This window comes from Ferruginibacter albus, assembly GCF_020042285.1.
GTDB lineage: Bacteria > Bacteroidota > Bacteroidia > Chitinophagales > Chitinophagaceae > Ferruginibacter > Ferruginibacter albus.
The window spans coordinates 2,214,859-2,230,209 of sequence record NZ_CP083388.1; the positions used below are offsets into that span (position 1 = coordinate 2,214,859).

Annotated in this window: 8 protein-coding genes; all 8 read right to left on the reverse strand. The window is 37.6% G+C overall.

The annotated features are described in order from the left end of the window. Entirely contained in the window at positions 1-2,241 is a 2,241-nt protein-coding gene (locus tag K9M53_RS09605) for a glycoside hydrolase family 3 C-terminal domain-containing protein (RefSeq protein ID WP_224014227.1), read from the reverse strand. Between the two features lie 148 nt (positions 2,242-2,389). Then, on the reverse strand, positions 2,390-4,633 hold the full coding sequence (locus K9M53_RS09610) for a glycoside hydrolase family 3 N-terminal domain-containing protein (protein ID WP_224014229.1): 2,244 nt from the start codon (positions 4,631-4,633) through the stop codon (positions 2,390-2,392). Between the two features lie 163 nt (positions 4,634-4,796). Continuing rightward, entirely contained in the window at positions 4,797-5,300 is a 504-nt protein-coding gene (locus K9M53_RS09615; RefSeq protein ID WP_224014230.1) for a DUF805 domain-containing protein, read from the reverse strand. A 25-nt stretch (positions 5,301-5,325) separates the two neighbouring features. Continuing rightward, entirely contained in the window at positions 5,326-7,932 is a 2,607-nt protein-coding gene (locus tag K9M53_RS09620; RefSeq protein ID WP_224014232.1) for a kelch repeat-containing protein, read from the reverse strand. A gap of 284 nt (positions 7,933-8,216) precedes the next feature. After that, a complete protein-coding gene (locus tag K9M53_RS09625; protein WP_224014234.1) occupies positions 8,217-10,544 on the reverse strand; it encodes a glycoside hydrolase family 31 protein in 2,328 nt (775 codons plus the stop codon). A 137-nt stretch (positions 10,545-10,681) separates the two neighbouring features. After that, positions 10,682-12,334, reverse strand: coding sequence for a D-xylose transporter XylE (xylE, locus tag K9M53_RS09630; protein WP_224014236.1), 1,653 nt, complete (start codon positions 12,332-12,334; stop codon positions 10,682-10,684). Between the two features lie 18 nt (positions 12,335-12,352). Next, a complete protein-coding gene (gene xylA, locus K9M53_RS09635; RefSeq protein WP_224014238.1) occupies positions 12,353-13,681 on the reverse strand; it encodes a xylose isomerase in 1,329 nt (442 codons plus the stop codon). Between the two features lie 143 nt (positions 13,682-13,824). Then, positions 13,825-15,321, reverse strand: coding sequence for a xylulokinase (locus K9M53_RS09640; protein WP_224014240.1), 1,497 nt, complete (start codon positions 15,319-15,321; stop codon positions 13,825-13,827). Positions 15,322-15,351: the final 30 nt, after the last annotated feature.

Consider the following 15,351-nt stretch of genomic DNA (forward strand, 5'->3'; position numbering starts at 1 on the left):
TTATTCGATTTTTAAATTTGTTGCCAGGTGAATATCATTGCTGGAGCTTCCTGCCTGGATAGAATACATTCCTTGGTATACTTCGTAATTATTCTTCTGAGTATTGAACTGACGTAATGATTGTGTTGAAACAGGTATAATCACCGTTTTTGTTTCTCCCGCCTTTACTGAAACTCTTGAAAAGCCGATCAATGTTTTAATTGGCCGGAACTGCTGCATGGTAAATGAAGAAGCGTATAACTGCACCACTTCTTCTCCATCAACAGCTGAAGTATTTTTTAGTGCAATACTTACCTGGACAGAATCTTTTTGCGATGCGCTTTCTTTTGAAAGCGTTATTGTTTGATAGTCAAAAGTTGAATAGCTTAATCCATAGCCAAAAGTATATAAAGGAGTTCCTGCAAAATATTTATAGGTTCTACCCTGCATATTATAATCTTCAAATGCAGGCAGATCATTTACTGACTTATAAAATGTAACGGGCAAACGACCTGCAGGATTATAAGCACCAAATAAAATATCTGCGACAGCACTACCGCCATTCTGTCCCGGATACCATGCTTCAAGGATCGCATCCAGGTTTTCATTTTCCCAATTCAACGACAAAGCGCCACCGTTAGTTAATACCAAAATAATTTTCTTTCCGCTTGCTTTCAACGCTTTTAATGCAGCTAATTGCACATCCGGCAGATCCAATGATGTTCTGTCGCCGTGAAAAAATCCTTTTTTCTCAACAGGCCCTTCTTCACCTTCTACACCCGGCGATAAACCTCCGCAGAAAACAACTACATCTGCATTCGCACAATCTTTCACTAATAATTCAATACTGTCTTTTGCATTTTTTTCATTGGCATAATCTGCATCCGGCACACGGATGTAATTATTGGTTGTAACAGTAACTTTTTCTCCGACAAAATTTCCTATCCCTTTCAAAAAAGAAATCGGGTTTGTTGCGTCGCCATTATAATTACCACGCAACACTGTCAACTCATCTGCAAAAGGTCCAACAACTGCAATGCTTTTAATGGATTTTGACAAAGGCAATATTCCTTTATTTTGTAACAGCACCATACTTTCTAAAGATGCTTTCTTCGAGAGTTCATCATGTGCCGGACTATTATTTTCATTGAACGGAATATTTGCATATGCGACATTCTTATCAAACATTCCCAGCTTAAACAAAGCCAATAATAATCTTGAAACAGAAACATTGATTTGTTGCTCGGTTATTTCTCCTTTTGCAACAGCTTCTTCTAAAGAAATATATTCGCTGCCACAAGTAAGATCGCAGCCGGCATTTACGGCAAATGCAGCAGCCTGAGATTCTGTTGCTGCATATTTATGTCCACGATAAATATCTGTTATAGCTCCACAATCAGAAACTACATATCCCTTAAATCCCCAACGTTTACGTAACACTGTATCCAGTAAAAAAGCATTAGCACAAGCAGGCACTCCGTCCACACGGTTATATGCCCCCATTATAGAGTATACCTTGCCGTTAGTTACTAAATTTTCAAATGCCGGAAGATACGTATCGAATAAATCCTGTTTACTAACTTCCGCATTAAACCAATGACGATTGTATTCGCTGCCGCTATGTACTGCAAAATGTTTGGCGGTTGCAATTACTTTAAAGTATTTGGGATCATTGCCCTGCAAGCCTTTTACAAAAGCAACTCCGGTAGCACCTGTTAAAAATGGATCTTCTCCATAGGTTTCTTGCCCTCTGCCCCAGCGTGGATCTCTGAAAATATTTATGTTAGGCGTCCAAAAAGTTAAGCCTTGGTAAATACCTCGCTCACCTTTGCGCACATGTTCTTCATGTTTAGCTCTTGCTTCTGTTGATACCGTTTCACCGATCTTGTTCATCAATGGCAGATCCCACATAGCAGCCATGCCAATGGCTTGCGGAAACACGGTGGCTGCTCCATCTCTTGCTACACCATGTAAACACTCATTCCACCAATTGTATGCAGGAATTCCTAATCGTGGTATTGCTTCGGAATTATTCTGCATCAATGCGATCTTTTCTTTTAGTGTTAACCGGCTTACGAGATCTGCTGCACGTTGTTCAAAAGAAAGTGTTGCATTCTGAAAAGGATATTGTGCACTATTTTTCTGCGCCTGCAATTGTACGGGCGACAAAAAAAATAGTATTAAAAATAGTTTTGTACCTAACAACACAGTTTTAACCAGCATTGTTGTGTCACTCCCTTGTACAGTTTGTTTTCTATTCATCTTTTTTTGAGCTTCTTTTCAAACAAGTTCAGCTTGTTATAATTCACAGCATACGATCAAACTGAACTTGTTGAAAATTTTTATGTTTGGATTCAAAGCGGACTATTAAATGTTGATGACACAGATTTAATGATATTTGAACAGCGTTCTATTTAACTTCTACACTACCGGTTAATCGAATATCATCTGATGAACTTCCTATCATTATTTTAAACTCTCCCGGCTCTACAACATTTTGCATATCTCTATTCCATAAAGACAATGCCTCTTTCTTATTTAATTTAAAAACAACTTCTTTTGTTTCGTTTGGTTGTAAATAAACCCTGCTAAATGATCTTAAGGATTTTTCTGGAGTGGTAACACTTGATATCATATCTCTCACGTACAACTGTACTACTTCTGTTCCGGCAACTTTTCCTGAGTTAGTAAGATTCAACTTGATCTCAATGATCGAATCGGAGTTCAAAGATATTGAGGGCAATTTCAAATCGGAATACACAAATGTAGTATAACTCAACCCGTAGCCAAAAGCGTAAAGTGGCGTATCTTTTTCATCAACATATTTATGATAAGATGTTGGCTTATGATTATAATAAATTGGTATTTGCCCTACCGAACGTGGAAATGTTACAGGTAATTTACCACTTGGATTTACATTACCTAACAAAACATCCGCAATTGCCAATCCGCTTTTTTCACCGCCAAACCAACTTTCAACAATCGCCGGAATATTTTCGGCCACCCAGTTAATACACAATGCCCGCCCATTCATTAACACAACCACAACAGGTTTGCCTGTTTGCTGCACTGCTTTTATCAGTTTCATTTGTGCATCACTTAAATCCAGGTCAGCTCTATCTTTGCCTTCTCCTATTTCTTCCAATTCTTCACCCAGGGCAACTACCGCTACATCAGACCGCTTTACTAACTCAATTGCTTTTTGCAATGCTGAATCATTATTGATCTTTGAAATTCCAGCAGTGTAATCAATAGTAATATTCTTTGCTCTTTGTTGTAAAGCTGTTAATAATGAAATGGCAGTGTCTTGGGTATTAGAGTATCCGCCGAGGTAATTGCTTACCGCCATTTTACCTATCAATGCTACCCTGCTTACTTTTTTAAGCGGCAGCACCTCTCCTTTATTTTTTAATAAACAAATACTTTGCTGCGCTGCCTGTAGTGCTAACTGCTGATGGAATTCACTATGTTTTTCTTTACTCCATAAAGTGGTGTCTATATAAGGGTTGTCAAACAAGCCTAATTCAAACTTCACACGCAGCACATCACCAACAGCACTGTCTAAACGCTGTTGAGTTATCATTTTATTTTGTAAAGCTGAATCCATAGCACGATCAAAATCATTGTGCACAAAATCATAGAACTGCATATTCAATCCGGCATTTAATGTTTGTGCCAAAGCATCTGTACGACTGCTTGCTACAAAATGATTTTCCAATGTTAATTTTATTGCTCCCAGATCTGACAATACAAATCCTTTGAAGCCCCACTCCTTGCGCAATACATCTGTCAACAACCATTTATTGTCAACCATCGGCAGTCCATCAATTTCATGATAAGCAGCCATTATTCCCCAAGCCTTTCCTTGCCGAACTGCTTTTTCAAATGTGGGAAAATATACGCTACGCATTTCCCGTACCCCAACATTTACCGGGCTTGTATTACTACCGCCCTCGGGTATGCCATGTACAATAAAATGTTTCGGTTCACTGATTACGGCGTCATTATTATTAATGCCATTGCCTTGCAAGCCTTTTACCATTGCCAAGCCAATTTCGGAAACGAGATATGTATCTTCTCCATAGGTTTCTTCCATTCTTCCCCAACGAGGGTCTCTCGCAATATCGAGCAATGGACCTAATATCATATTCGTACCATTGGCTCTTGTTTCGGTAGCTATAGATCGGGCTACTTTATATATCAATGCTGTGTCCCATGTGGCTGAAAGGGCCAAGGGTATGGGGAAACTTGTACTACCCTTGCCCAAATATCCATGTAAACCTTCTTCAATGAACATTACAGGAATACCCAACCTTGAATGTGTGATTATATATTGCTGCACCTTGTTGGAAACAGCTGCATAAGCAGGATAAAAATCGTGAACAGAACCAATTGAGAAATTACCCAAAGCCCGGGCAATGAACTTTTCGTCATATACAGTTGCTTCATGGTTTGTCATAGGGGTTACTTCTTTACCCCAATACATGTCCAATTGTTTTATCTTTTCCTCGTTCGTCATCCGGGAAACGAGGTCTTTCACTCTTTCTTCTACCGATAAAGAATTATTTTGATATGGAAATTTTTGGCAATAGCCTTTATCTACCACAAATCCTATTACTAAAAAAAGGTAAAAAGCCTGTAATGAAAATTTCATATTGCAATGCAAGATTTATAGATCTCCTTGGTGAGAGGTTTTAGCAATTAATCTTGTGCAAGAAACGGTCGGGAGCCTAATAAATACTATAAATTATAATTAATGAGAGATTAATTTTTGATTGGATCGTTAAACAAATGGAAATCAATCAACAAAAACGGTATCATATCCTAAAAACCAAATTGCCATCTTTATCCACCACTACATATTTACCATTGTTTATATGTTGTATTAAGTCGCCGGGCTTGGCATTAACCGATAAAACAATACGATGCAGGTCCTTTAATTGCCCGTCACTCATTTCCACCTGAACAATGTTGTCCCCTATGGATACAATTTTACAAATTCCTTTTACAATGGAATTTTCTTTATTAAAATAACGGTTGTTTATATGATTGCTTTTTGTAAACAGTAAAACAAAAGTAAAGAGTGGGATCAATTGATGCCATCCGCTTAGCCCGATATCATGACATCTCTTAGTTCCCTGGGCTACCCTAAACCACACCATCACAAACAGTAAAAATGCTATAAAGAAATACCCCAGCTTCCAACCTATAGCTAACATTATAAAAAAAAGCCCAACTATCCCGACATTACATATTAATATCGACAGCCCAAACTCTCTTCTTGAGATCATACCATTGAAAGAAAAAGGCGATTTGAACATTAAGGAAAAAATTAAATTACACCAATCACTTCAGCACATCTGTGAATGAAACAGGAAAATCTTCTCCATACACTTTGCGATACTCTTTCGCAAAACGTTCGTATGTAGTTTTAGCAATAGAATGCCGACCTAGGCGATCAAGAGTTTGGCATTTAAAATGAAGCGCATCTTCATTCAACGAATCGAAGTTGAAAATGCAATTAGCTACTTCAATAATATATTCTGCATCCGTATCAGGATTGAGGTTTTTATTTTCTTCCAGTAACTCATCAATGATCTTGTTGCTTACATCCGCTTTAATATCATCCAGCCATGCATATTCTGCCTGCTTTAAAAAAGCACCACGAGAAACAAAGTACAACATCTTTGATAAAAACTCTTTTCCATGTTGGCTTGGATAACGGGAGCGCAACTGTAAAAGATCAGCCAGGTCAATACTCACTTTATTACTGTCGAATTCACATTCCCAGCGTTCACCATTTTTTACAATATGTATATCACTTATCTTACTTAAAATACTTTTTAAACGGACAATGTTTACAGAAAGATTATTCTTCGCATTTTTACCCGTCTTGTTCTCCCAAAAAATATCATTCAGCTTTTCTGATGTAATTCCCTTCCCTCCTTTTAACGTATTCAATAAAATAACAAGGAACATTTCTTTCAATAAAGGAGAAAATTGTTTGCTGATCTCATTGCCTTCAGTATCCACAATTTCAAAATCGCCAAACAGGTAAATATTCACGCTACTTTCTCTTGCCGTAACAAAATCAGGCACTTCAAACATGCGTTTATCGCCCAGTTCTATAAATACCCGGTTAGGTGAAGGTTCTGCTACATTCATTACTTTTTCTTCTACAATAATATTCTTTTCAGTAGATACTTTTTCTTCCTCCGTCAATGTTCCGTCATTCGTCACTACCATTTTTTTCCTCCGAAGAAAGATCATTAGCAAAACAAAGATCAATATAGCAGCAGTTATAAACGCTATTAATTTTTTACTTACAAAAGAGGGATTAGCCGGCGCTTCAGAAATAAGCGGCAATGGTGGAAATGCAATATTGTAGATCTTTACTGTAGTTTGTTTTCCCAGCTCAACCAATTGTGTAACAGCAATCAATTGTTTGGTATTGGCACTATAAAACAAGTCAGCATCAGAAACTACATCATGAAATGCATAAGGAATAGTAGTTGCCAAAAACTCATACTCAGGTTTAGACAAAGAGCCCTTCATCAATTTAAGCTTTGTATCGTATTTGCTTTTATCAAAACACAAAGCATAAAAACAATTATTTACAGAATCAATTACCATTGAGCCAGCAAATACAAATGATGTATCAGGCTCTTTTAATGAATATATTTTCCTGAACGAATGTGTTTGCAAATTATAATCAACCAGGTCGTATAAGTGACCGGGATTTAAAACCTGGTCTCCGCTTTTACTTCCATAACCGCCAATGATATAAATGTGACTACCTCCTTTACCTGCAGCGGCTAAATACCTGGGAACAAAGTAATCACCGCTGGTTGCAATATCCTGCCATGTTTTTGCAGCAAAGTCGTAACGCTGTACCTGGTTTTTATATTTCATTTGTCCATACCCGCCAAATATGTACAACGCATTTTCTTCTTTTACATAAATACGATCGGTATGACCATATTCAGTATTGGCAACCGAATCCATTTTTTTATCCCAGTTGAAATCAGTTGGTGAATAGCCTGCGATCGATTTAATATCTATGTAAAAATTATAGAGCTTGTTTTCTGCAGTATTATAAATAGACTGATTGCCTTGAAACAATTTGTACGAGTTGGATAATGAAACAGATGCGCTGGACATAACATCGCTTATGCCCAACCGATAGACTGAATCTGTTCCTACTACATACAAATTATCGCCATCAGGATCATAAGCTACGCTTCCATCTCCATGAACGACCAACGTTTTTAAAGGTTGCCAGTTCTTATGCAGATCTTCTGACCAAACCGGGTTGGTAACAATAGCCGGTGTATTGCTTACAGAATCATAAATAACATTTCCCTGGGCTCCATTTCGTAATGTCCACAAATATTTCAATTGATTGCTTTCATTTATTGAAATATTGCGCATTACCATTGGCGGCTCATCGGTAGTAGAAAATTCCGGAGAACGGTTAGCGCCAAACAGTAACTTAAAGCATTTGTCTTTGAAAGAAACCTTTGCTGTTTTGCATAATGTTCCATTAATATAACAAGCCAGGGAATCGTGCGAAAAATGATAACGAACCTTTGTCCATTGTTTAAACAGCAGATTATCATTTAATGTAAAATCAACACCGGTAAATACTCCTCCTGAGATCGTATTGAACACCTTATCCTTCTCATTATAGAGCAGGTCTATATTTTGTCCGTTATTATTGATCATACGGAATACATACCCAAAATTGGTAGTACGGTTAGGAATAAAATAAAATTCAAAGCTCAGATCCATATTGTCGGAAAAACAAATAGCATTGTCGCCACCGATTTCCAAACCCGTTCTATTTTCCTGGGAAACATTAAAAGAATTAAACGTGAGCCCATAGTTCTCCTGGGCATATGAATAACCTGTATAGAAAAAAAGAATATAAAGGCAAACACTAAGTTTACGCATAAGCAATCTTCAATTTAGCAGCAATAAATCCTTTATTGGTTTTTTGATATAATTATGACACCGGCATTCGTTCTTTGTAGCATTATCGTTGTGAACTTGTTCTGTTATCCATCCCTTTCAGTGAAAAAGATGAGATAATCATTTCTTTCATCGGCATACATAATGGCATCTTTAATCATGTTTTTCTCAATAAAAATATAAAAATAACAATCGGTAACAGCATCCCAAAGCTATTGAAAAATAACGACTTATAACGCATCTTCTTTATTGCAAAACCTCTCCCTTCAAAATGCAATAGCCACCTGTGTTCCCGTATAGTTAACCGTTCTTGTGTACGCATCGTTATGCACGCCTGTGCCCATGTTTTTATCAACCAATACAATGTTGAATTTTCTTGAGAGCAGCATTCCTTTAAAGCTTCCACTTCGTTTGCCAATGGTTAATGTTTTCTCCTTATTGTTCCATACAATATCAATTGTACTGAACATTCCTTTCTTATAATTGAATCCATCGCCTTCATCTTCATATAAAGAAAATTTTCCATCGGCTCCGGGATAAATTCTTAGCTCAATAGTATCAGTTGCTTTTTCATCTACATATTGCATTGCCGGACCTAAAGGCACGATGCTTCCGGCATGTACATAAACAGGAATGCGTTCAACAGGTGCTGCCGCATGAATGGTTTGTCCACCTCCTAATTTTTCACCTGACCAGAAATCTATCCACTCAGTTCCTTTCGGCAAGTAAACATCACGGCTACGCATACCTGAATCTGTAACAGGCGCTGCTAAAAAAGCAGGTCCATACATAAACTCATCTTTTATATCATATACATTTTTATCATTCTCAAAATCGAACGACAACAAACGCATTGGAGTATATTGTTTATTAGCAATATTGGCTGCTAATGAATAAACATATGGCATTAAGCGATACCGGAGTTCATCGTATTGGGTGCAGATCTTTTGCACATTCTCTCCATAAGCCCACAACTCATTCGGCAGCTCTCCCACATCTCCTCTTTTGCGGTACCCATGCGAGCGAAAGATGGGACAAAACGTTCCATATTGCCACCAGCGAACATACAATTCACGATAGGCTTCACTTTCAGGATCGCCGCCTTCATAACCGCCAACATCTGTTGTCCAATAAGGAATACCGCTCGCTGTAAAATTTAAGCCTGCTGTGATCTGGTTCTTTAGTTCTTTAAAAGTAGTTTGTATATCGCCCGACCACACCACTGTACCATAATGCTGTTGCGATGCCCAGCCTGAACGGGTAATAATATAAGGTCGTTTGTCAGGGTGCGCTTTCAATAATCCTTTATAAAAATTAGAAGAGTGATACAAAGAATACAAATTGCGTACCTGGGTAGCCGGACCGAGATAAGTTTTTGTTTTCAAAAATGTTTCAGTAATATCTGGTTCCGGCCCGTCAAGGAACCAGCCGTCGATCCCTTTATCTCCTAAACTATCATTTGCCAGCTTCCAATATAATGCTGCCGCTTTAGGATCAAATGGATCGTAAATGGTAGCGCCGTTGAAAATGGCTGTTCCTCCTCCCAGTAAACAGCCGGCATCTTTCATTATTTTATAATTGTTTGTCTTTGATTCAAAGCCCGGCCATATTGTTACAATTGCTTTTGAGTTATACTGATGAAAGCTATCCATCATTTGCTTTGGTTGCGGAAATGAGGCTTCATCAAAGTGATGGGACCCCATTCCATATTTACCCCAAAAAAAATAATCAATAAAGATGGAGTTCATCGGTATTTTTTCATCACGCATTCTTTTTACTACGCTAATAGCCTCTTGCTGTGATGTATACCTGTTACGGCTTTGATGATAGCCCAACGCCCATTTAGGCATTAATGGCGCATCACCGGTGAGCTTACGGTATTGCTGTAAAATAGTATCTAATTTATCTCCAAAAAATAAAAAGAAATTTGTTCCGTTGCCTTCATCTGATTGAAAAGACATTCCGCTTGTATCATCTTTAAAAATTGTTCTGGAAGCATTATCCCAAAACATTCCCCAGCCATTTGTAGAGAGTATAACGGGAACGCTTACCTGCGTATTGAACTGCACCAGTTCCCTGGTTTTTCCTCTAAGATTTAAATAACCATCTCTATACTGGCCTAACCCGTACAATGCTTCGTCAGCAGTAAGCTGAAAATTATCTTTTATAACTAGTTGTTTGTTTGTAATTGCAGAACGATTTGCTCCGGGAAATTCTTCTACAACTTTTTTCCCTTTTTGATCGTAAAAAGAAATGCTGCTGTTTGATTTATCAATCGAAAGAGAATAAAAAGCAGTTTTTAATTCAATAGCGTTTTTTGTGTCGGTAACTTTAAACTCTATTCGTTGCGGAGAATTAACAACGCCATAATTTTTAAGCTCCGGTATATTTACAGGGCTTCCAAATTTTATTTGAATTGTTTTGTTTAAATATGGAATGAAAACCAGTTGCCCGTTTTTAGTAGTAACAGTTAAGCTATTGTTTCCCTTTTCCCATTTAACAACTTTCAATAAGCTATTAGTTTGTGCGTTGCTATGAAAATGAAATAAGATTAAAAAGAATAAACTATAGAATATTATTTTAAAGTTGTTCATATCAATATAGTTTCCTTTATCAAAACATACTTTATGCTTTAGCAAAAGCTTAATAGCAGTATGATCGTTGAAGCGAATAGCACAACAATGCTGATCTAAAAAACAAGTGTTTGTTTCAAAATAAAACTAACAGCCTATTATTTTTTCCAAATGCTTTCAATTTCTTCCAATGTTTTGCCTTTTGTTTCCGGCACTAACTTCCAAATGAATATGGCAGAAAGAACCGACATTATTCCATATATCCAATACGCAAATCCATGATTGAATTTTTCGGTGAGCGCTACGTTATCGTTCATCATTGGAAATGTAAACGACACAACCCAATTGGCTACCCACTGCGCTGCCACAGCAATTGATAAAGCGCCACGTATACTATTGGGAAATATTTCTGCAAGCAATACCCAACAAACCGGTCCCCAGCTTAATGCAAATGAAGCTGTGTAAATAAGCATGAAGATCAACGCACTTATTCCAAGACTTTGTGAATAAAATGAAAAGCCTAATGCAATCATACTTACCGCCATTCCTACAGAGCCGATTATCATTAATGGTTTGCGCCCGAATTTATCTACAGTAAATATAGCGACTACAGTAAACGCAAGATTTACTACGCCTACAATAATTGTTTGCAATAAAGATGAATCAGTGGAGGCACCCATGTTCCTGAAAATATTACCTGCATAATACAACACTACATTAATGCCAACAAATTGCTGAAACACTGAAAGCATTACCCCCGCTATTATTAATAACGATCCGTAAGAAAGCCACGGACGGCTTGTTTCGTGCAATGTGCCTTTAATTGCATTGAGAACTGATTGTGCGCTTTGTTTGCCGCCAATTTTTTCTAATACTCTCAATGCTCTATCATCGTGTCCTTTCATGGCGAGATAACGCGGTGTTTCAGGAACGAAGAATAATAAAAGAAAAAATATAGCAGCAGGAATTACTCCGGAAAAAAACATCCATCGCCAGCCATCTGTAACCAGCCACTGCTCATCTCCTTTTCCGGCAATCATATAGTTGACGAAGTAAATTACGAGCATGCCAAAGATGATCGCAAATTGATTAAATGAAACCAGTTTACCACGGATTTTTGCAGGTGCTATTTCAGCAATGTACATTGGCGAAATCATAGAAGCGAGCCCTACACCGATGCCGCCAATGATACGATATATTACAAATGAATAAACATCCAAAACTCCGAAAGCATTGAATGCTTCAGGTTTCCAGGCGCCTATGGCAGAAATTAAAAATGTAATAGCAGCAATGAACAAACCATTTTTTCTCCCCAAACTTTTTGAAACCATCCCTGCTGCTGCGCCGCCGATGATACAACCAATCAATGCACTTGCTATTACAAAACCTTTGATTGAGTCTGCCGCATCTTTAATTGCCTCGGCTGTTGATGGCAATTGCTGATGTAAAAAATAATATGCCCAAACTGTTAACAATACCAATATGACAACATTAACTATACTCCCTCTTTTACGGCCGAATAATTTTGCTAAAAGAATAAAAACTATTATAGTAATTATCAATAAAACAACTACCATTAAGAGCTTATACTGCGTTATTAATGGCATTGTTATAGAAGTGTAATTATCCGGTTGCAACATTGGCGTAATAAAAAACTCAACCAATGATTTTTCGGCACCATTTACTACGGCTGTATCATACCCAAATAAAAGTCCACCGAGTGTAGCCACCAACGTTAGCAGCACAATATAAAAACTATTGCTTTGCTGAACAGAAGCCGAACTGCTTTTTCCAGTATCAATAAATGCCATATTATTTGTTTTAAAAGATTAGATGTATTGATTGATAATATTTTCAAAATATTCTTGCCTGCCGCTGATCATTTTTGGTTCACCGTTTTGTACGGCATAGTTTCTTAGATCTTCCAGGGAAAGTTTTCCGTCTTCAAAATCTTTACCGGTTGAACTTTCATAAGAGGCATACCTGTCTTTACGTAATTTCTTATACTCAGATCTTTGTAAAATGTTATCTGCAATAATCAATGCCCTTGCAAAACTGTCCATGCCTCCAATGTGTGCATAGAATAAGTCTGCCATATCAGTAGAGTTTCTCCTGATCTTCGCATCGAAGTTGATGCCACCACCTTTAAAACCACCTGTTTCTAAAATAATTAATAGCGTTTCCACCAATTCATTGATGTTATTGGGAAACTGATCTGTATCCCAGCCATTTTGATAATCCCCCCTGTTTGCATCCATTGAACCTAATAAGCCGGCATCTGCTGCTACTTGCACCTCATGCTGAAACGTGTGCCCCGCAAGGGTTGCGTGGTTTACTTCTAAATTCAATTTAAAATCATTCATCAAATCATACTGGCGTAAGAAACTAATAACCGTTGCCGCATCATAATCGTATTGATGCTTGGATGGTTCACATGGCTTGGGTTCAATAAAGAAAGTTCCTTTGAAACCGTTCTTACGTGCATAATCTTTTGCCATGTGTAAGAACTTTGCCAAATGCTCCTGTTCTTTTTTCATATTGGTATTGAGCAACGACATATAGCCTTCTCTTCCACCCCAAAAAACATAATTCTCTCCGGATAATTTTATCGTTGCATCTAATGCCGCTTTCACCTGTGCGCCTGCATGTGCCAATACATGAAAATCAGGATTGGTAGCTGCTCCATTCATGTAACGAACATGTGAAAACAGGTTGGCTGTTCCCCATAATAATTTCACACCGCTTGCCTTTTGTTTTTCCAACGCATAATCAGTGATGATATTTAAACGTTTTTCATTATCTGAAATATCATTGGTATAATCGATCAGGTCAACATCATGAAAACAATAATAAGGCAATGATAATTTTGTAATAAACTCAAAAGCCGCATCCATCTTATCTTTTGCACGTTGAATTGGATCGGTGTTTGCATCCCATGGAAAAAAATGTGTAGGACCGCCAAATGGATCTGCGCCACTTCCGTTAAATGAATGCCAGTACGCACATGCAAAGCGAAACCATTCTTTCATTGGTTTGCCCGCTACTGTTTTAGATTCTTCGTACCAGCGAAACGCTAATGGATTATCCGTTTCACGTCCTTCATATTTTATCTGATCAATACCTTTGAAATATTCTTTGTCTCCTTTTGTAATTGCCATTGTGTTTTTATTTTAATTATGTTATTTTTTTGTTCCCGGCATTCTGCGTTTATTCATCATCGTTGTGAACTTGTTCGTCATCCATTTTTTTCACTGAAAGAAATGAGATAATCTCACTTGTAAAGCATATCGTCATTCAACAATTATTTCATTTGCTTCTCTAATGCTGCCTTCCACTTTTCATATACTTTATTATATGCCGATACTTTTTCTTTATCAGGATGAATTGTTTCTAAGAGCTCCAGTTTCGCAAATGCTTCCTGTGGTGTTTTATAAATCCCTAAACCTACACCTGCGCCTAACGCAGCACCCACACTGCCATCTGTGTTATATAATTCCAAACTCAAACCTGTAGCATTTACAAATGCTTCCGCAAATACCTTACTTAAAAACATATTTGCCTTACCTGTTTTAACCACCTTTGTTTGCATGCCATTCTCACGCATAATATCCAAACCATAACGGAATGCATACGCTATTCCTTCCTGCACCGCCCTGAACAGATGTGCTTTGCTGTGCTTATTCAAGTTGATATTGTTGAATTCAGCACTTAATTGTTTATTACATAACATTCGTTCTGCTCCATTCCCGAAAGGAAGAAACAGCAGATCATCGGCTCCAATAGAAACAGAAGAAGCCATTTCATTCATTTGTTGGTAAGACAAATTTTCATCCACCAGGTTTTTTATCCAGCGATTACTGATACCTGCGCCATTGATACAAAGCAGCACTCCCAAGCGGTTATTTTCATTAGTGTGATTAACATGCGCAAATGTGTTAACTCTTGAAAGTTTATCGTAAGCCAATGAATCGTTTACAGCATAGATAACACCGCTTGTTCCTGCTGTAGTTGCAATTTCACCAGGCTCAAATACATTCAATGATAAGGCATTGTTTGGTTGATCGCCGGCTTTATAAGTTACCGGAATTCCTTCCGGCAAGTTCAATTCTTTTGCTGCTGTTGCTGTAATATTTCCATGCGAAGAAAACACCGAGTGTAAAGAAGGGATTAGCTTTTTATCAAATCCGAAAGCTTGTAAAATATCTTCAGATAATTGTTGTTGTTTAAAATCCCAAAACACTCCTTCTGATAACGCTGATATTGTTGTGGTAACCCTATCCGTTAGTTGCATGGCAATATAATCGCCCGGCAATAATATTTTATCGATCTTATTATATATACCGGGTTCATTATCTTTTACCCATGACAGTTTGGAGGCAGTAAAATTGCCGGGAAAGTTCAATAAATGTGATAATGATCTTTCTGCGCCAATTACTGACAACCCTTTCTCTGCTTGCTTTTCCGTGCGACTATCGCACCAAATAATGGCGTCACGTAATACATTATTTTTTTCATCTACAATCACCAATCCATGCATTTGATAAGAAATACCGATTGCCTTTATGTCTGCAGGTGAGTATAAATTTGTTTGATTTGCTCTTATAATAGCCGCTTTTACATCGCTCCACCATTGCAAAGGAGATTGCTCAGCCCAATGTTGGAACGGTAATCTAATTTCACGTTCTGTATTATCCGGATAAGTAACCGACACAATATTTCTTTGTGAAAGTGCATCCACTATTGATACTTTAATGGAAGAAGTACCTACGTCTATTCCCAGGAGAAGCGTTTTATTCATTTGGCAAACTGCTGTTTTTAGCAATATTCG

Coding starts and splice junctions, on each gene's coding strand:
- K9M53_RS09605 (WP_224014227.1), bottom strand. CDS start 2,241: ATGAATAGAAAACAAACTGTACAAGGGAGTGACACAACAATGCTGGTT.
- K9M53_RS09610 (WP_224014229.1), bottom strand. CDS start 4,633: ATGAAATTTTCATTACAGGCTTTTTACCTTTTTTTAGTAATAGGATTT.
- K9M53_RS09615 (WP_224014230.1), bottom strand. CDS start 5,300: ATGTTCAAATCGCCTTTTTCTTTCAATGGTATGATCTCAAGAAGAGAG.
- K9M53_RS09620 (WP_224014232.1), bottom strand. CDS start 7,932: ATGCGTAAACTTAGTGTTTGCCTTTATATTCTTTTTTTCTATACAGGT.
- K9M53_RS09625 (WP_224014234.1), bottom strand. CDS start 10,544: ATGAACAACTTTAAAATAATATTCTATAGTTTATTCTTTTTAATCTTA.
- xylE (WP_224014236.1), bottom strand. CDS start 12,334: ATGGCATTTATTGATACTGGAAAAAGCAGTTCGGCTTCTGTTCAGCAA.
- xylA (WP_224014238.1), bottom strand. CDS start 13,681: ATGGCAATTACAAAAGGAGACAAAGAATATTTCAAAGGTATTGATCAG.
- K9M53_RS09640 (WP_224014240.1), bottom strand. CDS start 15,321: ATGAATAAAACGCTTCTCCTGGGAATAGACGTAGGTACTTCTTCCATT.